Consider the following 19,056-nt stretch of genomic DNA (forward strand, 5'->3'; position numbering starts at 1 on the left):
GCTACATCATAGACCGCAAAGATAGCATTCCGTTCCGACTGCGATGCGAGGCATGTGCAATCAGTAATTCAGCGGTAGCCAGGGCATCCAACAGCGCATTGTGCGCCGTGAAAGTGTGGCAGCTGGTAGCGCTCCCTGCATGCCTGCAGACGCAGCGCACCTGGCAACAAAGGTGCGTCCCGGCGCCGCAGCAGTAATTCCTCCTGTGCCAGCGTGTCGACGGCCGGCATCAACAGTGGCGCATTAAAGTAACGCCGGCTGATCTTGTTCAAAAACGCCAGGTCCAGTGCCGCATTGTGGAACACCAGTACCTTACCCGCAGCAACCTCAAGGAAGTGGGTCAGGATGCGATCGACACTGGCGGCGTCAATAAGATCGAAATCTCGCAGGTGTTGAATGGTCGCACTCTGGCCGACGGAGCGTTCAGCCCGGATCAGATGGTGCTCCGCCGTTCCCAGCACAATCGAACCGCTCTCGACCATGACCCAACCGACACTGAGCAGCTCTCCGGTGGCCGCGTCCAGCGACGACATCTCCTCATCGACGACCAGATACGACACCCGCCGCCAGTCGCTCGAAGTGGACGGCAAGGGCGCCTACCAGCATTAATGCCGCGCGTCTGGCCATCAATCTTGACCGGCAAATGGTGGAAACGGCGCTGGGTCATCAACAGCGTGGTGGCAAAGATCGTGGTCGATCCATCAACCCATTCGATATCCGATGACATGATCTCGCGCACCGGGGTGTCCGTGGGCAGGCCCTCGGCGACGAATCGAACCCGCAAGTCCCGATCAGTAACAATGCCCAGCAGCGTGTCATTCTCCACCACAAAAGCGGAGGATACACGCCGCTGGGACATCGCTTTTGCCGCTTGCTGTACCGTGTCATCAGGCAGAACCGTCAGCAATTCGGTGCTCATCACCGTACTCACTTACTGCATCATGGTATTGGGCTCGGGTTGGTAGCGCGCGGCGCGTCGCAAGCGCCGATTGCGCTGTCCAGAGAAATAGCGATCGAAGTTGCGATCGCTATCGCGCAGCTGACGGTAGACGTCGTCGGGAACAAGATAGAACAGAGCGTCCTCGATAACCGTGGCGATAACCTCACCCCGCTCGGCATTAAGACCCGCTATGTGGAAGCTCTCGCCCTCCCCCAATCGGACAAGCAATTTATTGTCGCTGTCGCGCAACTCGACCGCGCCACTGCGAAGAATGCGCAAACCGCGCTCGGGGGTCGCGGCCGTAAAACTGTCTCCCTGACAGTGCTACTGAATGAGTATTTTACCCACTATTGGGTACAAGAGCGCTTCGTCCAGCGCATTGAACGGAAGCATTTGCTGAATGAATTCCGCAAGTGAGACCAGCTCAGGCGTCTCCAACTCCGGAGGCGTTATATCGTCTTGCTGATGGTTTGCCTGCTTATCTTGGTAGTGGCCAGACATTTGGATTGCCTACTGGGCCGGCTGCAGGAACGCCGTTGAGGCCTCGGCGTAAAAGCTGCTGCCATCGGCACGAGCGACCAACCGAATCCTGTCAGTGGGCTGGGGGGTCCGCTGCAGCGGCATCAGCCAGCTGAGACCCTGACCATCCAGGGCACGCATAGCCACTGGTGCTCCCTCGACTTCTGTTGCAGCGACGGCCAGTACAACCCCCTCCAACGGGTGGGATGCGCTGAGCAGAAATTCCGGCCCGGAAGCGCCGTCCTGAATAGTGAGACGCAATTTGAAACTCTCGTTCTCTAGATCGCAGGCACCACTCGCATAGCGGCAGTTGCTCTTTTCAACCAAAGGATAGGATTGCCCCTCCACCGCGGCCCGAGGCTGCTCGCCCGTCAGTTGCCCCACCGCGATCCAGGCGAGGACTGCCAGAATAGGGGCGACGATCATGGCGATAATAACGTGCTTGTTACTCAACATTGCCTGGGTTATCTCTCAGTCGCCGGTTGATTCACTGTTGCACTATCCACACTCAGTGGGAACATCATCGAATGTAGATTGGGCAAAAGTGACAGAAAAAGGAGGTGCCTATCGGCACCTCCCTCAAGATGAACGCTGAATGATTCAGTGGCCAGTGGCCTCTCCGGCCCCACCGGCACACGGATGTGTTCGACCAGTTCCTGCACTTCTTGCGGGGGAGCAGCAGTGACTTTGGATACGCCATAGGCCACTGCAAAGTTGACGATCGCACCGACACAGCCGAAGGCGTTGGGCTCGATACCCATGAACCAGTTCTCGCCACCAGGCTGCACCCAAGCAGTACCGGGGATAAACATGATGCCCTTGTGCTGGAACACGTAGTAAAGGGTGATGCCGATACCCGCCACCATACCGGCGATAGCGCCCTCCTTGGTAATACCCTTGGAGAAGATACCCATCATCAGCGCGGGGAAGATGGACGATGCTGCCAGGCCAAAGGCCAGGGCCACCGTACCGGCCGCAAAGCCCGGCGGATTAAGACCGAGATAACCGGCACCGGCGATCGCCACGGCCATGGCGGCGCGCGATGCGTTGAGCTCGGTTTTCTCACTGATATTCGGCGCAATCATACCCTTAAGCAGGTCGTGTGAGATTGCCGAAGATATTGCGAGCAACAGTCCTGCGGCTGTCGATAGTGCAGCGGCAAGGCCACCGGCGGCCACCAGGGCAATCACCCAGTTTGGCAGCTTGGCAATCTCAGGATTGGCGAGCACGATGATGTCGTTGTCGACCTTGGTCATCTCGTTCACTTCAGGGTCGGCGCTGTATTGAATGCGACCGTCGCCATTCTTGTCTTCAAAGCCCAGCAGACCGGTGGTCTCCCAGTTCTTGAACCACTGCGGGCGCTCATCGATGGCCAGGTAGTTACCGGGCTCAGGCTCAATCGTCTGCATGAGATTCAGGCGAGCCATGCCGGCAACCGCGGGCGCCGTGGTATAGAGGATGGCGATGAACACCAGCGCCCAACCGGCGGAGGACCGCGCGTCCTTGACCTTGGGTACTGTGAAAAAGCGAATAATGACGTGCGGCAGCCCCGCCGTGCCAATCATCAGTGACAGCGTGTAGGCGAACATGTTGAGCCCACTGAGGCGCACATCAGTCGTGTATTCCTTAAACCCAAGCTCCATCACGACCTGATCGAGGCGGTCGAGCAGATAGACATCAGTGCCCACCATGGTGCTACCCAGGCCCAACTGCGGAATCGGGTTACCGGTTAGTTGCAGGCTGATGAAAATAGCGGGGATAGTGTAAGCCAGAATGAGTACACAGTACTGGGCGATCTGGGTGTAGGTAATCCCCTTCATGCCGCCGAGTACGGCGTAGAAGAATACAATCGTCATTCCCACATACAGGCCGGTATCGTAATCCACTTCCAGGAAACGCGAGAACGCCACACCGACCCCCTTCATCTGGCCAATCACATAGGTGACCGAACAGATGATGAGGCAGACCACCGCCACGGCGCGAGCCGCATTTGAATAGAAACGATCGCCGATAAACTCCGGCACGGTGAATTTGCCGTATTTGCGCAGGTAAGGTGCAAGCAGCATCGCCAGGATCACATAGCCACCGGTCCATCCCATGAGGAATACCGAGCCACCGTAACCCATAAAGGCAATCAGGCCCGCCATCGAAATAAAGGAGGCCGCCGACATCCAGTCTGCCGCCGTGGCCATACCGTTTTGAACAGGGTTAATCCCACCACCAGCGACGTAGAAATCCTTGGTGGATCCAGCACGCGCCCAGATCGCGATACCAATGTAGAGGGCAAACGTAATGCCCACTACGATATAAGTCATTGTTTGAAGTTCCATGGCCCGGGCTCCTATTCGTCTTCGTCGACGCCGAACTCTCGGTCCAGGTCGCCCATTTTTTTGGCGTAATAGAAAATCAGCCCCACGAACACATAAATAGAACCCTGCTGGGCAAACCAGAAGCCCAACTTGTATCCGCCGATCTGGATGGTATTGAGGACATCGACCAGGATAATGCCGCAGCCATAGCTGACGACGAACCAGATCACCATCAACTTGACCATTAAGGCCACGTTGCGGCGCCAGTACTCCTTCGCCTGATCTTCATTAAGTGGAGACATCGCACACCTCCTGTGGTGTTTTTATCGTTTGATGCTGCCTCAGATACTATCCAAGGCAGCCAGGTTAATCATTTAGACCTTGGTCGACGCATTCAGAATGCGTACGTCACGGCGAACTGCAGGCGACTCAGATCGCCATCGCGGCCGTCTTCCTGCTCTTTGGTGGCGTAAATGAGTTCGTCGCCCACAGAGTACTTCGGCGCCGGGTGATACCACAGCGACGCATGCGCCGACTGGTATTCCTTCCCCAGCGAGCCGGCTGGGGCAAAATCGCCGCCATCCGGGTTATCCGCGGCAGCCATCGACAGCGTGAACGAACTGGACCACTCTGGATTCCAGAAATGCTGGTATGACACGAACGCTCCCCATTGATCGAGGTTTTCGATATCACCGTCGGCATTCACATAGCCATCGTTAAAGGCATTCAGGCCCAGATAACGACCCAGCGCATCGCCGTAACTCATCATAAAGCGCAAGTCGTCTTTGCCCAGCAGCCACTTGCCCGACAGGCTCAGTCCGTAGCCCATCTGGGCATCATCGGCGCTGCCGCTGTCATAGCTTAACTCGCGCAATATCCCCGCTACACTCCAATTCAGATCACCGGCCTTGCCGTTGTACCGAGCGACCATATCCGGGATACCCGCATGAAAGTTATCTACCGGGGCCGACAGGCCAAGTCCGCCCTTCCCGTCAGAGACGGCATAGTTAAGGCGGGTGGTGGCATTCTAGGCCGCGAACTGTAGGCCGGCACTGGTCCAGCGCACCATGGGCTGGCGATTAAACAAGGTACCGACCGGGCCAACGAAATCGATCCGGTTGGGCAGGGCGCCCACATTAAAGAACGTCGACCAGGTCTGCCCCGCCAGCAGCGACTGGCCCTCGTCTTAGTTCCACTTCACAAACGCGTGGCGCAGGCGAGAGTTCCAGGAGTTCGAGATACGCTCATCTCCGCTGTTCCCCAACAGGAAGTCGAGTTCTACGCGCGTGGATATCTTGCCCACGTCAGTATCGGTCGCCGTGGTGAAGAAGAATCGAGAGGTTTTCGCGTGTAAATTGCTGGAGCTATAGGAATCGGCTGAGCCGTCGGACACGGGAATGAATGACGGCACCCGGAAATCCTCGATGAGATTATTACCCGGCTTACCCTCGCTGTCACTGAATGTTGCGCCACAACCACTCACCTAAACTTTGCAGTGTGTTTCTCACCCCCAAGGCCCTCTGGGGCCGATGTGTTGAACCGGGCCACGGCCCGGTTTTTTTGCTTTACACAAGCGGTGATAGACCGTACAACTAAATACAATAAGTCGAGGCGTATTTCCTTTGAGCAATGCACCGCACTCCATTCTGATCGCCGATGATCACCCGCTGTTCCGCAGCGCCCTGCAGCAGGTGCTTGGGCCCTTGTTTGCCGAAGCCACTCTCCATCAGGCAGCCAATGTCGCCGAGCTGCAATCCCAGGTGGAACAACACCCCGACCTCAACCTGCTGCTGCTGGACCTGCATATGCCGGGAGCGCTGGGTTTTTCAGCGCTTTCGTGGTTCGTGGGCCACAAGCCAGCCACGCCGGTCATTATGATCTCCGCCAATGCCCACCCCGAAACCGTGCGCCGGGCAATCGACCACGGCGCAGCAGGCTTCCTGTCCAAATCGGCAGATATCAATGATATGCAGGATTGTATCCAGCGCGTCATCGCCGGCGAGCGTGGTCTGCACCCGGGGCTGGACTCGCGAGCGGACGGCGCCAGCCTGCAGTCACTGGACGTTGCGGAGGCATTGGCGAGTCTCACAATACAACAGTTCCGGGTGGCGTCTATGCTGGTAGAGGGATTGCTCAACAAACAGATTGCCTATGCGCTGGACGTCAAGGAAGCCACGATTAAGGCCCACATGACTGAAATTTTTCGCAAACTCGGCGTACATTCGCGCACCCAGGCGGTCCTCGCCCTGAGCAGCCTCCAAGTGGAACTGCCCCAGGATTTGAACGAGCCCCCGTCAGCTTAAATGATGGCCGCGAGCGCGGCCAAAAGCGGTATACTGCGCGGCCATGAAAGACGCCTTATCCCTGCTCAACACCGTATTCGGTTACGACCAATTCCGCTCGCCCCAGGACCAGATCATCGACACCGTCATCAACGGCGGCGATGCCCTGGTACTCATGCCTACTGGCGGCGGTAAATCACTCTGTTACCAGATTCCGTCGTTGGCCCGCAGTGGCTGTGGCATCGTGATCTCTCCGCTGATTGCCCTTATGCAGGACCAGGTCAGCGCGCTGCGGGAGCTCGGCGTACGGGCCGCCTACCTCAATTCCACCCTGGATCCAGGGCAGGTCATGCAGGTTGAGGAAGACCTGCTGCGCGGTGAACTCGATTTGCTCTACATCGCCCCCGAGAGGCTTAACCAGGAACGCAGCCTGGCACTACTTGAGCGAGCACCAATCGCGTTGTTCGCCATCGACGAAGCCCACTGTGTGTCCCAGTGGGCCATGACTTTCGCGCCGACTACCTCCAGCTGAGCCTGTTACATCAACGGTTTCCGGCCATTCCGCGTATCGCCCTGACCGCCACCGCTGACGAGCGTACCCGCGCAGAAATCATTCAACGCCTGGATCTCGGCGAAGCCCGCCAATTTATCGCCGGCTTTGATCGGCCCAACATACGCTACCGCATTGCGCTCAAGCACAACGCCCGTCAGCAGCTATTGGGCTTTCTTAGGGAGGAACACCCGCAAGACGCGGGCATTGTGTATTGCCTGTCGCGCAAGAAAGTCGAGGACACCGCCTTCTGGTTGCAGGAGCAGGGCTTCAACGCACTGCCCTATCACGCCGGCTTGGACAGCTCGATTCGCGCTGACTATCAGGCGCGCTTCCTGCGGGAAGAGAACATCATCATGGTGGCAACCATTGCCTTCGGCATGGGCATCGACAAACCGGACGTGCGCTTCGTCGCTCATCTCGATATGCCGAAAACCGTCGAGGCCTACTATCAGGAAACCGGCAGAGCCGGGCGCGACGGCGACCCCGCCAACGCCTGGATGGTGTACGGCCTGCAAGATGTCATCAAGTTGCGGCAGATGCTCGACAGCTCCGAGGGCAGCGAGACCCACAAGCGCGCGGAGCAGCACCGGCTGAACGCCATGCTCGGGCTATGCGAAATCACCAGTTGCCGCCGCCAGAGTCTGCTGGCGTATTTCGGCGACGATCTCGAACAGCCCTGCGGCAATTGCGATACCTGCCTGGAGCCGGTAGACACTTTCGACGGCACGGAAGCGGCGCAAAAAGCCCTGTCAGTGGTGTATCGCACTGGTCAGCGGTTTGGCGTGAATCACCTGGTGGATGTCTTGCGCGGCAGCGAAGGCGAGAAAATCTATCAGTTCGATCACCACCAGTTGCCCACCTACGGGGTCGGCAAGGATCTCGACAATAATCAATGGCGCTCGGTGTTTCGCCAACTGGTCGCACGGGGCTATTTGAGTGTTGATCTGGAACGCTTCGGGGCGCTGCGCCTTGAGGAACAGTGCCGGCCACTGCTCAAGGGCGAAGAGCGGATAGACCTGCGTCGCGATGTGAAGAAAAAAACCGCCCGGCAAACCACCCGCACCTCGTTGCCTCAAGACATCGACGTTGCACTGTGGGAAGCCCTTCGCGAGTGCCGCAGGGAACTGGCAGAGTCACAGGGCGTGCCACCCTACGTTATCTTTCACGATCGCACCTTACAGGAAATGTGCGTTGTCCTGCCGCGCTCCAAAACCGCCTTCGGGCGCATTAGCGGCGTCGGCGAGCGCAAACTCGACAAGTACGGGGATGATTTTATCGCCGTGATTGACCGCCATCTGGAGCAGGCCTAACCCGCTCGCTCACTGCTTGCAAAGGCCGCCGCCAGCAAACTTATACGGCTCGCAGTTGTAAATAAGCCTGCCAGCTTCACCGTGCTGCCAGTCCAGGGGTTTGAGCGCATAGGGCGGCGGCATCCCCGGGGCCGATGTCTCCTGAGTCTCTTCAATGGGGCGCGGATAAGTCGCCCAGTCTTTGGGAGCGCGCCAGCCCGGCGGTGGCACCAGTTCAGAGCGGGTACCTGCGACAGGGTAAAGGGTGCGCCAGTAGTGAATTTCACCGGCCAGTTCCTCCACAACCTCCGGGTATTCACTCGCCAGGTTGTTGTACTCATTCGGATCCTCGGAAATCCTGAACAGATGATTGGTCACTGTGGCTGACAATAGCCCCTGCTCCACCTCCTGCACCAGCTTCCAGTGATCGTTGAACGCCGTGAACATGAAGCGGCCGCGAATCGGGGTTTCCGAGGTGAAGAACAACAGGTCTTCACGGGGCTGACGCTTGCCGTCAGCGATAGCCGGCCACATGCTGCGCCCATCGAGTTCAAACTGCTCATTGCCCGGCGTTACACCAGCAGCCTCAGCGAGCGTGGGAAAAACATCCATAGCACTCATGATCTGATCCATCTTGGCACCACCCTCGAGCGCAGCAGGCCAGCGCAGCAGCGATACCACCCGGATGCCTCCCTCCCAGGTCTCGCCCTTGCCGCCGCGCAGCGGTGCGTTATCGGCGCCACCGGATGCGTAAGCCGCGCCGCCGTTGTCACTGAAGAACAACACAATGGTATTGTCGGCAATCCCCTCCTCGTCCAGGGTGTCCAGCACCCGGCCGATGGCCTGATCCATGCCGTCTACCACGGCGGCAAACATGGGTCTGGCAGTGGGCTGGCCGGTCAGGCGACTGATCTTGCGGGACTCATCGGTATTGCGACTGCGTGCCGGACCGCGCTTGTCCTCTAGGTCAGCATACTTGGCCACCAGATCGTCGGGGGCTTCCAGCGGTGTGTGCGGTGCAATGAACGGCATGTAGATAAAGAAGGGCTTGTCCTGTTCACGATCGCGGATATAGCGCGATACCTCATCGGCGAGGATGTACGACTCGTAGCCCTCTTTTTCGATGGAGACACCGTTTTGCTGGAAGTCTTTGCCGCCCTGATTGGCAAAGGGCGGGAAATAGCCGACTTCCGTATGCAGGTGACCGTAGAAGTGATCAAAGCCCCGTTCGTTCGGGTGATAGGCCTGCAGCGAGTGTCCCAGGTGCCACTTGCCCACCATGGCCGTCTGATAGCCGGCCGCCTGGAAACTCTGGGGCATAAAATGTTCTTCGGGATGAATGCCCGCATTCGTCCAGGGCCAGATCACCGCGTAAGCGACGCCAAGGCGAATCGGGTCGCGGCCTGTCATCAGTGCGGCCCGGGTCGGCGAGCAAATCGGGGTCGTGTAGAAACGGCTCAATTCCACACCCTCGGCGGCAATTCGGTCCAGCGACGGCGTATCAATGTCGCCACCGTGGAAGCCAACGTCTGCCCAGCCTAGGTCATCGGCGACCATAATGATAATATTAGGACGGTCATTCGCCGCGGCTGTCATTGGCAGCAGCACAGCGAACAGCATAATTATCAGCTTGCGCATTGGGGAAATCCCTCCGGGGAGCATCAAGAGTCCACTATGCCATAAAATGTAATACCACCGTATTACTTAACGTCCATTTTAGGCGCCAAACACCGCGCGGCGCAGTTTGTTAAACCCCGGATCCCAACGCAGTCATGACGACCCAATCGCCTAGCGACAATACCCTGGCCATCTCCAATCAGGTCCACCTGCCACTGGAGGAGATCGACATGCAGGCGATCCGGGCCCAGGGCGCCGGCGGCCAGAACGTCAACAAGGTGTCCTCGGCTATTCATCTGCGTTTCGACATCAATGCCTCTTCACTACCGCTGTTCTACAAGGAGAAGCTCCTGGCCCTGCGTGATCGTCGCATTAACAACGAGGGCGTTTTAGTCATCAAGGCCCAGCGCTACCGAACCCAGGAAAAGAACCGCGAGGATGCGCTGCAGCGTCTGCAAACGCTGATCCGTTCTGTCGCAGTGGTACAAAAAACCCGCCGCCCCACTAAGCCAAGCCGCGCCGCCAAACGTAAACGTATGGACAGCAAGACAAAACGCGGCCAGGTGAAATCACTGCGCGGCAAGGTAACGTACTAGCTCATGTATCTGGATATCGCCCTTATACCCGACGAAATCGCCTGGGCGGCGACGATTCTGGCAGCCATTGGGCTGGCTGCTCTGGTGCGCACGGCCGAGTGGCGCGCACTTGCCGTTCCCTTGCGTCAGCACCTGGTACTGGGCAGCCTGCTGGGCCTGGTAGCACTGTGGATGATCTCGGTGCGCACCTTTGACGGTCTCTGGCTGCATTTACTGGGCGTCACCGCCGTTACGTTGCTTATTGGTCTGCGATTTACCCTGATGGTGGGCGCCATAGCGTGTGGCGTTCACGCACTGTTAATTGAGCAACCGCTGGCAGGTGCGCCAGTGGCGTGGCTGGTAAATGTCGTTGTGCCTGCAGGGGTTACCCGACTGCTGGTGCAGTGGCTCAGCGAACGCCCCCAGAGCAACCTGTTTATCTACTTGCTGGGCGCAGGGTTCGGCGGCGGTGTGCTCGCCTCATTCGCACTGGTCGCCGCAAGCCTGTTTATCCTCAGCATGGCCGGCCAGACCAACTACGTCAGTGGCGCGCTGGAAAACTGGCCTATGATTGCGCTCATTGCGTTCCCGGAGGGCTTCATCAACGGCATGATTTTGAGTGTCATTGTGGTGCTGAACCCGGAAGCGGTAAAAAACTTTGATTCTGATAAATACCTCGGAGAAGGGTAAACTTGACCTCACCACATTAAACGGATCTTTTTGCGGTACCCCATGTCCTGTTCCACCAAACCCCTTGCAAGCCTTATCACCCCGACCCTGAACCTGGAAAAATTTCTCGCGCTGCAAACGCAGACTCTCAAAGACCAGACCTATTCCAACATCGAGTGGCTGGTTCACGATAGCAGCGACGCTGCGAGCGAAACGCTCTCGACAAGCGACGATACGCGCATCAGGTACTACCACCAGCCGGGTGAAATGAGCATCGGTAGCAAGCGTAATTTCCTGATTGGAGAAGCTCAAGGCGACGTCATCATCCATCTGGACGACGATGACTTTTACGCGCCAACGTACGTGGAAACCATGGTCGAAGCACTCGAGCAGGGCCACGATCTGGTCAAACTCAGTGGTTTCTTCCTGTATAGCAGCGTTTACCGCAAGCTGGGTTACTGGGACCTGAGCAGCGAAGATGACTATTGCCAGATCTGGTCTGCGGGCCCTCTGGGCCTGGCACGTAAGGATCTGAGTAATACACACGTCCACAAAGAGGCGTACTGGGGTTATGGCTTCAGCTATGCCTACCGGCGACACGTCGCCGAGCAAATTCCTTTTCCAGACAAAAACTGGTCAGAGGACACGACCTTTATTCTCGAGGCGATCGAGCAATTCAACTGCCACGCGATGAAGGACCAGGAAGGCCTGGTGCTGCAAATACTGCATGAATCCAATACCAGTAAAAGCTATCCACAGCACTCCATGCCCGGGTTTGCCGTAGCGCAATTTTTCCCGGGCGTTCATCCCGGCTTTCTTTAGGCCTCGGATGCGCCGTCAACTGCCGGCGCAACACTCTTCCTGCAGGTAGTCGATGAGCGCGTCGAGCTCTTCATACTGCGCCACACAATAAAGCGTTCGCCCCTCACGGCGTTGCGTCACCAGCCCCGCGGATACCAGCCCCGAAAGATGATGGGTAAGCGTTGAGCCAGGAATATCCAGCTGCGCCTGCACAGTGCCCACTGGCGTGCCATCGGCCCCCGCTCGCACCAGTTGCCGATAAATGGAAAGCCGTACCGGGTGGCCCAACTCTTTGAGCGCCTTGGCAGCCTCCTCGAGGGAGAGAGTCGTGTTGTTTTTCATAATTCGATATTACTAGTAATTTCTTGACAAGGGAACATGGCGCCTCTATATTTCGATATTTCTAGAATTACAGAGTTGAACCCCATGACATTTGATATGCAAATGCTTCAAGAAGCCATGCACATGTTCCTGTTCCTCAGTGTGGAATTGACCCTGTTGTACCTGATCATCAGCTACGGTGTGGGATTACTGCAGCATCACCTGGGACCGGAGCGTATTCAGTCCATCCTCGCCTCGCGGGGCGGTCGCGGTTACTTTATCGCCGCTTTACTGGGTGCAATTACGCCCTTCTGTTCCTGCTCGACCATTCCCTTTCTCAAGGGACTGCTGCGCGCACAGGCCGGCTTTGGCACCATGATGGTGTTCCTGTTTGCCTCGCCCCTGCTAAACCCGATCATCATCGGCTTGTTTGTGGTGACTTTCGGTATCAAGGTCGCGACCACCTATTTCGCCATTGCCATGGTGTCGTCGATTGTGGCCGGTATTGTCCTGGAGAAGCTGGGATTCGAGCGGTACATAAAGGCAGAGGCCTATATGGCACCCCAGGCTTCCGGATGCAGCGCCAGCTGTGGCGCTCAGCAGGCAGTGCCCAGTAAGTGGCGGGTCATCTGGGATGCCACCTGGGCTGACTTCAAGAAAGCCCTTCCCTACCTGGCGGGCGGCATCGCGGTCGGTTCCTTTATCTACGGTTTCATGCCCTCAGACCTGGTCGCCAGTGTCGCGAGCGAAGACAACCCCTGGGCGATCCCTGTCGCCGCGGTCATCGGCATACCGCTCTACATCCGCGCGGAAGCCGTGATCCCCCTGAGCGCTGCCCTCGCGGCAAAAGGCATGGGGCTGGGTGCGGTAATGGCACTGATTATTGGCAGCGCAGGGGCCAGTCTGACAGAGGTTATTCTGTTGAAGTCACTGTTCCGCAATGCGCTGGTCGCAGCCTTTGTCGCCGTCATCCTGTCCATGGCCATTGGAGCAGGCTTCTTCTACCAATGGGCGTTCTAAAGCACCTCAGCGACCGCGGCCAAGCCGCGGTCCGCACTATTTGGCACCGTCGAACCAGTCGTCAAAGCCGTGTGTCGGCGAGGGGCCAATGTGCATTTGCTCGAGCACACCGTGGCCAACCTTGTCGCCACAGCGCGCCACCACAATCTGTTGTACGTGGATATTTTCCAGTGCCAGAGGGTCGAGCTCCGCGTCAGTCCAGCTTTCGCCACCAATCACCAGCTCACCGTGCCATTTGCCATGTCCCCACTCGGGGTGCTGATAGCCCAGGCCTTTCATGCGATGCACCAGCACCGGCTCCACGCTGATCTCCATACTCTCGCCCGACTTGTGGTGCATGGTAATCACGCCGCTGCGCGCTCTTCGAGTACCGGGAATGAAGTCGAGTTTATGCTGCACCTTGCCCTGCCAGAGTCGCGTGCCGGAATCGTTGGTGCCGGGCACGTCTTCAACTCCGGCATAGAGCGGCAGGAAACCCTGGTCTGTATGCCACTGATGACCTTCGCCGTCTTCAAACCAGCCTGCCAAACTGCAGTGGTCTTCCCAGAAAATGGGCAACCAGTTGAAGTGCACGGCCTGAAAGTCTGCCATGGGGGCTCCGCCGGTATAGGCATCGCCCACCGGGCGAATTCCCCAGGAGCGATCCTTGAGACCGAAGGTGGTCGCGCCATCCACTTTGAGCTCCTTGCCGTCATAGCGGATCCAACCCGACCAGGCGCCGAATTGATCCAGGCGAGTGGCATCCATCACGATGTGCCGCTCATTGCGCAATGTCTGGCGGCCTTCCTCGATACAGGCCGTGCGCGGCGTAAAAGTCAGGTCACAGCTAATGCCGGTTTCGTTCTCGCCAATCACCAGGCGATGACGCCCCATGGGCTCCAGAATCTGCAACTCCATAGGGCCAACGCTTAGTTCAGTAGGCTCCTGGGGCGCACGACGCGAACCGTGAAACGCATACTGACGGCCATCAATTGCCAGACTCAGGCTGCCGTCGAGAATGCCAAGATTGGGGTAACGGCAAAGCCCTACCCCGAAGTAAAAGCTGCCATCCAGCGCATGGGCGTTGTACCAGAAGCGGTCGTATTGGAAGCGATCGCTACTGGCGGTATGAAACACCGGCTCAGCGGTCTGGTGGATTGGATAGTCGTCGAATTTGGACAGCATGAAACCTCCCGGAGTGTATGCCTGCATCTCACTGTACGACCGTATAGTACGAGAAACCGACAGATTAGCTCCAGTCCCGTTTTCAGGCTGAGGGGTATGCTTAGCTACCCGTCTCACAACAGTTACCGGCCGCAGCCAGGCGACTGCGTGGCCGTGCGCGGCCTCGAGCGCCTGCGCGACGGGCAGGCTATCAAACGAAAGGACTCTTAACTTCCCGCGCGATGCAGAAATCGGTTACTATCTCAGTCTGAAATAACAACAAAAAAGTCTGTATGAACCGTACAACATTGCCGCCAGTCCTGCTTAGTCTGGCGTTCTCCTTTGCCAGTGGCCCGATCGCTGCGCAAATACTCGAAGAGGTGGTGGTCACCGCCACCAAACGCGCCACTGGGCTGATGGACACTCCCTTGGCCGTCTCCGCCTATGACAGTAGTGCGCTGGACAATTTTGGTATCGACAACGGCCAGGACCTAGCATCGCGCACACCTTCCCTGAGCATTACCGGCACCCCGAGCAAAATCAGCCTGCGCGGTGTGGGTCGCCCCAACAATGCGCTGGGCTCCGACCCGGGGGTCGCGATTTATACCGACGGTGTTTACAACACTGAAGCCGCGCTGATGGAATACAACAACCTCTTCGATCTGGAGCGCGTGGAGGTTTTGCGCGGCCCACAGGGCACGCTGTACGGCCGCAATGCCGTAGGTGGCGCCATCAAGCTGGTAACCATGGGCCCTTCCCCTACCTGGCGCAGCAAGGTGATTGCCGAACTTGGCAACTACGATTATCAGGTACTGCAGGGCGTGATGAGCGGCCCAATTACCGACCAGCTCTCCATGGTTGTCTCAGGGTCGACGATTACCCGCGACGGCTATCAGGAAGAGGTCACCCGGGGCGAAGAGTTTGATGACCGTGACACCCAGACACTGCGGGCTTCGTTCAAATTCCACTGGACTCACAACTGGTACTCACAAATTCAGGCCACCAAGGTCAAACTCGACCGCACCCCCTCAATTGGTTACCGCCCCCTGGACTTCAGCACTGACTACGTGCAACCCGTTACTGACATCGACACCGGTGCCGTACTCAACCTACCGGGCACATTTCCCGGCCAGAACTTTGTCAATCCTCATCAGGATTATCCGCAGCCCAACGCCGCGGTGCGCGACGAGAGTAAAACCCAGGCAGATGTAACGCCCTCTGAAGCGACCGATACCCAGGGTGCCTGGCTACTCAATGAGGTAGCCTTTGGCGACTACCGCGTTAAGTACCTCGCAGCCTACTCAGAGTACGAATACGACCGCTACGTCGACAACGATGCGATAAATGGCGATCTGTCGAATTTCAACTGGGACAATCTGTTTCTGTTCGGCCTGCCGGTATCGGCGCTCACCGGCATCAGCCAGACCAGCCCGCGCATGACCGATACCATTGCCCAACAAGCCGACTTCACCTCACACGATTTACAGCTGTATTCGGAATTGCCCGGCAACCTCAATTTTGTGGCCGGTCTTTACTATTATCGCAGCGATGAAAACCAGTACTTTGCCGTCGAGGAAGAAAACGACGACATCATGGCGGTCTACCAGTTTCTCGGTGACCTGGTGGGCCGCAATACCAGCGACGAGAACTGGCTTTACGAGGGCCAGTCACAACTGATTACCACATCGAAAGCGGCCTATGGCCAGGCAGACTGGGACTTTACTGATGCGCTTAGCCTGACTGCGGGCCTCCGCTATTCACAGGACGACAAGCGCGGCGGCGATACCACCTTCGTTCAGTGGGTCGGCGACGGCTATATCTCCAGAGATGTCGAGGACGACTGGGATAGCGTCGACTGGCGCCTTGGGCTGAATTGGCGTCCCCTCACCGGCCAGCTGTTCTACTCCACCCTGGCCACGGGATATCGCAGCGGTGGGTTCAACCTGATGAAACCCACCGCCTCCACAGACGTGGACGAGGTCGCGCCCGAGGACCTGCTTTCTTTTGAGGTCGGTTATAAAGGTGCGCTGCTCGACGGGCAGCTGCGCCTGTCCGGGGCGGCGTATTACTACGACTATCAGGATCTGCAAGTCATCCGTCAGGATGTCGTGAATGGCGTGGGCGTGCGGACATTTGAAAATGCCGAGGAGGCCACCGCCTGGGGCCTTGAACTGGAAGCCGCCAGCCAGCTGAGTGAACTGATCAGCGTGGGCGGTAACTGGTCCTACAACCGGACCCGCTACGGTGATTTCTATTCCAAGGATGCCAACGCCTGTGCGCTGGGGCCGCTGGCCCAGGGCAACAGCCAGAATCCATTGTGCACCGATGAGCAGAACCTCGAGGGCAATACGTTTCCGCTAACCCCCGAGCACAAGCTCAATCTCTATGCGCTACTCAACTGGACCTGGAACGACATAGACATGCAGTACATGCTGAACTACATGTATGTGGGTGAACAGTACATGTCGCCATTTAACCTGGATGAATACGATCTGGTGGATGCCTGGGACCGCTGGGATACGCAACTGGGACTCAGCTGGGACACCTGGACGATCACCGCGTGGGTCAGAAACCTACGCGATGAACGCAACTGGGTATTTCGAGAGCGGCCGGGTACTGTCAGCCGCAATCTGGGAGTGAGTAGCGAGCTCACCCCGCCGAGAACCTACGGGCTGCGGCTGGAATACCAGCTCTGATCAGGCAGTGGGCATGCCATTGCCGAGTTGACCGGCAAACCAGCCGCCATCGGCGACAAATTCAGACCCGGTGCTATAGCTGGCCTCATTCGTGGCCAGGAACAGAGTGACTGCCGCGACTTCTTCCGGCTGTCCCACCCGGGGAATCGGCATCTTGTTGTAGATGGTGCGATTGATGTCTTCTTCTTCAATAGCACCCTTGCCGCCCATCTGGGTAAAGATGCCACCGGGATGCACGGTATTCACACGAATATTGTACTGGCCCAGTTCAATCGCTGCCGACTTGGTCAGACCGCGCAGAGCCCACTTGGTCGAGGAATAGGCGCTAAGACCCGCTTGCGAATGCAAGCCGTCAATGGAGGATACATTGATGATGGAACCGACACCCGCGGCCTTCATCGAAGGAATCACCGCCCGGATTCCCAGGAAGGCGCTGAGCTGATTCACGCTCACCACCCGCATGTAGTCTTCCGGCGTGGTATCAGTGATCGAGGCAATGTGCAGAATTGCGGCGTTGTTTACCAGGACATTGAGGGTGCCCAGTTGTTCGGCGGCGGCAACCGCTGCAGCCCAGTCTGCCTCTGAGGTCACGTCCATGCGCAGGAAGACCGCAGCGTCTCCCAACTCATCGGCAAGGGCCTGTCCCTGCTGCTCGGCGATATCACCGATGACAACCTTGGCGCCGTTCTCGACGAACGTACGCACTGTCGCTTCACCCATACCATTGGCGCCACCGGTGACAATGGCGACCTTACCTGCTAAACGCTGCATAGTTATTCTCTCCTGCAAATCAGCGAGAGATTATACGCGGGGGCCGGTAGCAGGCCGGTCCAACAGATTGGACTAGCCCGACCGCGGTGTTACTCAGCGATAGTATTCGCCGGTATTTGCCGCCAGGTATACGAAACTCAACCAGGCCGCCACGTTGTGGGCCAGATCGTCGGGGTCGATCTTATCCAGGGTGTCATTGGGCGTGTGGTGCAGGTCGAAATAGTCCCAGCCATTCTGCTTGAGCGTAACCACGGGAACACCGGCCTGACGCATAAACAACAGATCCGGGCCACCACTGGCGGTATTGCCGCCGGGCGCAGCACCGAGCTTCTTCACGCCGTGGCCCAGCGCCTGCGCGGCTTCGATGCGGCCTTCACCGGCACGCGTTTCGAAGCGCCAGATACGGCCGGCGCCAAAGTCTGACTCGGAGGCAATCACATGCTGGGCCAACTCGTCCTTATGGGCCTCCACGTACGCTTTCCCCCCCACCAGACCGACTTCTTCGGCACCAAACAATACCACCCGCACAGTGCGATCAGGGCGCTTGGTCTCGTCCATCAGGTGCTTCGCCGCAGCGACCACAATACCTACACCAGCGCCGTCATCCACAGCGCCGGTGGCCATATCCCAGGAATCCAGGTGCGCGCCAAGCAGCACAATCTCTTCTGGTTTCTTCTTGCCGGGAATCTCGGCAATGACATTGCCCGAGCGCCCCGCGGGACGGCTCTCAGGCGTCAACAAAAAATGAATTCGAACGGTTTCGCCGCTGTCGAGAATGCGCTCCAACTGGTCGGCATCCGGGGCGGCCAATGCCGCCGCGGGGACGCCATCAGGAATCGGCTGACTGGTTACCCGGCGCATTTGTCCGGTATGGGCGAAGCGATTGCTGGTAGTCCCGACGCTGCGGATCAGCACGGCAACTGCGCCCTTCTCCTTGGCAACATAGGCGGCTTCACGGCGTTTCTGCCCCGCCACGCCATAGCCTGAGCCATCCTGGGTGCGGGTCATAACCTCGCCGATATAAGCAATCTTGCCCTTCAACTCGTCTGCTTCAGCGGCTCTGAGAGCGGCGAGGCTGGGATAGCCGACGACATCGCCTTCAACGCCCTGGTGCCCTGTTGAGGTGCTGCCACCAAGGCCAATAATGACCAGCGGCTGCGGGTAAGGCTCAAGGATTTCAGCTCGCTCCAGCCCGCGCTCCCACACAGGAAGGTCGAAGTACTCCACCCGAACATTTTTAAAGCCCAGCTTTTTGAGTTTGGCCACCGCCCAGTTCCGGGCCCGCTCTTCCGCCTCGGTGCCGGCGAGCCGTGGGCCCACTTCCGTGGTCAGCGATTCGACGATTTCATAGCCGAGGTGCTGCCCCAGCGCCCACTGCGCCAACTCCTCTGACTTGGCCAGTTGGGCCGGTGTGGGCCCCTGGGCCAGAGTTTGGCCTGTTAACAACAGTCCGGCCGCCAGGCCAGAGAAAAGCTTGAAGTAACGCATAGTGGATCCAGAATCAGGTAAACAGCGACATTTTACTGCGGTTGGCGCCGTCTTTCGAGCCGC

18 protein-coding genes and 2 pseudogenes are annotated in these 19,056 nt (G+C 58.1%); 7 read left to right on the forward strand and 13 right to left on the reverse strand.

Annotated features, from left to right (window positions below):
* Window positions 1–68: 68 nt before the first annotated feature.
* The 8 genes and pseudogenes from BST95_RS16085 to BST95_RS16120 all read right to left on the reverse strand — a co-directional run bounded on the left by BST95_RS16085 (window position 69) and on the right by BST95_RS16120 (window position 5,251).
* A complete protein-coding gene (locus BST95_RS16085) occupies window positions 69–590 on the reverse strand; it encodes a 3'-5' exonuclease (RefSeq protein WP_169843972.1) in 522 nt (173 codons plus the stop codon).
* A 29-nt stretch (window positions 591–619) separates the two neighbouring features.
* Window positions 620–919 (reverse strand): annotated as a pseudogene (locus tag BST95_RS20705) (CBS domain-containing protein); the annotation flags it as partial.
* Between the two features lie 12 nt (window positions 920–931).
* Window positions 932–1,219: a hypothetical protein gene (locus BST95_RS16095; protein WP_084200526.1), complete on the reverse strand. Its 288-nt coding sequence runs from the start codon at window positions 1,217–1,219 to the stop codon at window positions 932–934.
* Between the two features lie 231 nt (window positions 1,220–1,450).
* Window positions 1,451–1,915: a hypothetical protein gene (locus tag BST95_RS16100; RefSeq protein ID WP_084200527.1), complete on the reverse strand. Its 465-nt coding sequence runs from the start codon at window positions 1,913–1,915 to the stop codon at window positions 1,451–1,453.
* Window positions 1,916–1,923: 8 nt separating this feature from the next.
* On the reverse strand, window positions 1,924–3,789 hold the full coding sequence (locus BST95_RS16105) for a sodium:solute symporter family protein (RefSeq protein WP_084200528.1): 1,866 nt from the start codon (window positions 3,787–3,789) through the stop codon (window positions 1,924–1,926).
* 11 nt (window positions 3,790–3,800) lie between these two features.
* A complete protein-coding gene (locus BST95_RS16110; RefSeq protein ID WP_066048644.1) occupies window positions 3,801–4,070 on the reverse strand; it encodes a DUF4212 domain-containing protein in 270 nt (89 codons plus the stop codon).
* A 92-nt stretch (window positions 4,071–4,162) separates the two neighbouring features.
* The gene (locus BST95_RS16115; protein ID WP_084200529.1) at window positions 4,163–4,699 is read right to left on the reverse strand and encodes a hypothetical protein; all 537 of its coding nucleotides are present in this window, start codon (window positions 4,697–4,699) and stop codon (window positions 4,163–4,165) included.
* A gap of 255 nt (window positions 4,700–4,954) precedes the next feature.
* A complete protein-coding gene (locus tag BST95_RS16120; RefSeq protein WP_084200530.1) occupies window positions 4,955–5,251 on the reverse strand; it encodes a hypothetical protein in 297 nt (98 codons plus the stop codon).
* Between the two features lie 139 nt (window positions 5,252–5,390).
* On the opposite strand from BST95_RS16120, the gene BST95_RS16125 reads away from it, so the two are divergent.
* Both BST95_RS16125 and recQ read left to right on the forward strand, forming a co-directional pair.
* Window positions 5,391–6,071 (forward strand): response regulator transcription factor, encoded by a 681-nt coding sequence (locus BST95_RS16125; RefSeq protein ID WP_084200531.1) that lies wholly within the window; start codon window positions 5,391–5,393, stop codon window positions 6,069–6,071.
* Window positions 6,072–6,114: 43 nt separating this feature from the next.
* Window positions 6,115–7,913: pseudogene (gene recQ, locus BST95_RS16130) on the forward strand (DNA helicase RecQ).
* 9 nt (window positions 7,914–7,922) lie between these two features.
* On the opposite strand, the gene BST95_RS16135 reads toward recQ, so the two are convergent.
* Complete coding sequence (locus BST95_RS16135) at window positions 7,923–9,530, reverse strand: sulfatase-like hydrolase/transferase (protein WP_084200532.1); 1,608 nt, start codon at window positions 9,528–9,530, stop codon at window positions 7,923–7,925.
* Window positions 9,531–9,664: 134 nt separating this feature from the next.
* On the opposite strand from BST95_RS16135, the gene arfB reads away from it, so the two are divergent.
* The 3 genes from arfB to BST95_RS16150 are packed head-to-tail and all read left to right on the forward strand — an operon-like array spanning window position 9,665 to window position 11,575.
* On the forward strand, window positions 9,665–10,105 hold the full coding sequence (arfB, locus tag BST95_RS16140) for an alternative ribosome rescue aminoacyl-tRNA hydrolase ArfB (protein ID WP_066048658.1): 441 nt from the start codon (window positions 9,665–9,667) through the stop codon (window positions 10,103–10,105).
* A 3-nt stretch (window positions 10,106–10,108) separates the two neighbouring features.
* Complete coding sequence (locus tag BST95_RS16145; RefSeq protein ID WP_084200533.1) at window positions 10,109–10,774, forward strand: energy-coupling factor ABC transporter permease; 666 nt, start codon at window positions 10,109–10,111, stop codon at window positions 10,772–10,774.
* 42 nt (window positions 10,775–10,816) lie between these two features.
* The gene (locus tag BST95_RS16150) at window positions 10,817–11,575 is read left to right on the forward strand and encodes a glycosyltransferase family 2 protein (RefSeq protein ID WP_084200534.1); all 759 of its coding nucleotides are present in this window, start codon (window positions 10,817–10,819) and stop codon (window positions 11,573–11,575) included.
* 15 nt (window positions 11,576–11,590) lie between these two features.
* Here the strand turns inward: BST95_RS16150 and BST95_RS16155 are convergent, their stop codons facing one another.
* Window positions 11,591–11,896 (reverse strand): ArsR/SmtB family transcription factor, encoded by a 306-nt coding sequence (locus tag BST95_RS16155; protein ID WP_084200535.1) that lies wholly within the window; start codon window positions 11,894–11,896, stop codon window positions 11,591–11,593.
* 96 nt (window positions 11,897–11,992) lie between these two features.
* On the opposite strand from BST95_RS16155, the gene BST95_RS16160 reads away from it, so the two are divergent.
* On the forward strand, window positions 11,993–12,895 hold the full coding sequence (locus BST95_RS16160) for a permease (protein WP_219722765.1): 903 nt from the start codon (window positions 11,993–11,995) through the stop codon (window positions 12,893–12,895).
* 36 nt (window positions 12,896–12,931) lie between these two features.
* On the opposite strand, the gene BST95_RS16165 is transcribed toward BST95_RS16160, so the two are convergent.
* A complete protein-coding gene (locus BST95_RS16165; RefSeq protein ID WP_084200537.1) occupies window positions 12,932–14,059 on the reverse strand; it encodes an Rv3169 family protein in 1,128 nt (375 codons plus the stop codon).
* A 272-nt stretch (window positions 14,060–14,331) separates the two neighbouring features.
* On the opposite strand from BST95_RS16165, the gene BST95_RS16170 reads away from it, so the two are divergent.
* On the forward strand, window positions 14,332–16,734 hold the full coding sequence (locus tag BST95_RS16170) for a TonB-dependent receptor (protein WP_084200538.1): 2,403 nt from the start codon (window positions 14,332–14,334) through the stop codon (window positions 16,732–16,734).
* Here BST95_RS16170 and BST95_RS16175 read toward each other — a convergent pair whose 3' ends face one another.
* Together BST95_RS16175 and BST95_RS16180 are read right to left on the reverse strand one after the other, a co-directional pair.
* Window positions 16,735–17,505, reverse strand: coding sequence for a glucose 1-dehydrogenase (locus BST95_RS16175; protein ID WP_084200539.1), 771 nt, complete (start codon window positions 17,503–17,505; stop codon window positions 16,735–16,737).
* A 93-nt stretch (window positions 17,506–17,598) separates the two neighbouring features.
* On the reverse strand, window positions 17,599–18,993 hold the full coding sequence (locus BST95_RS16180) for a M20/M25/M40 family metallo-hydrolase (RefSeq protein ID WP_084200540.1): 1,395 nt from the start codon (window positions 18,991–18,993) through the stop codon (window positions 17,599–17,601).
* Window positions 18,994–19,056: the final 63 nt, after the last annotated feature.

Origin of the sequence: Halioglobus japonicus (genome assembly GCF_001983995.1) — a bacterium.
GTDB classification, from domain to species: Bacteria; Pseudomonadota; Gammaproteobacteria; order Pseudomonadales; family Halieaceae; genus Halioglobus; species Halioglobus japonicus.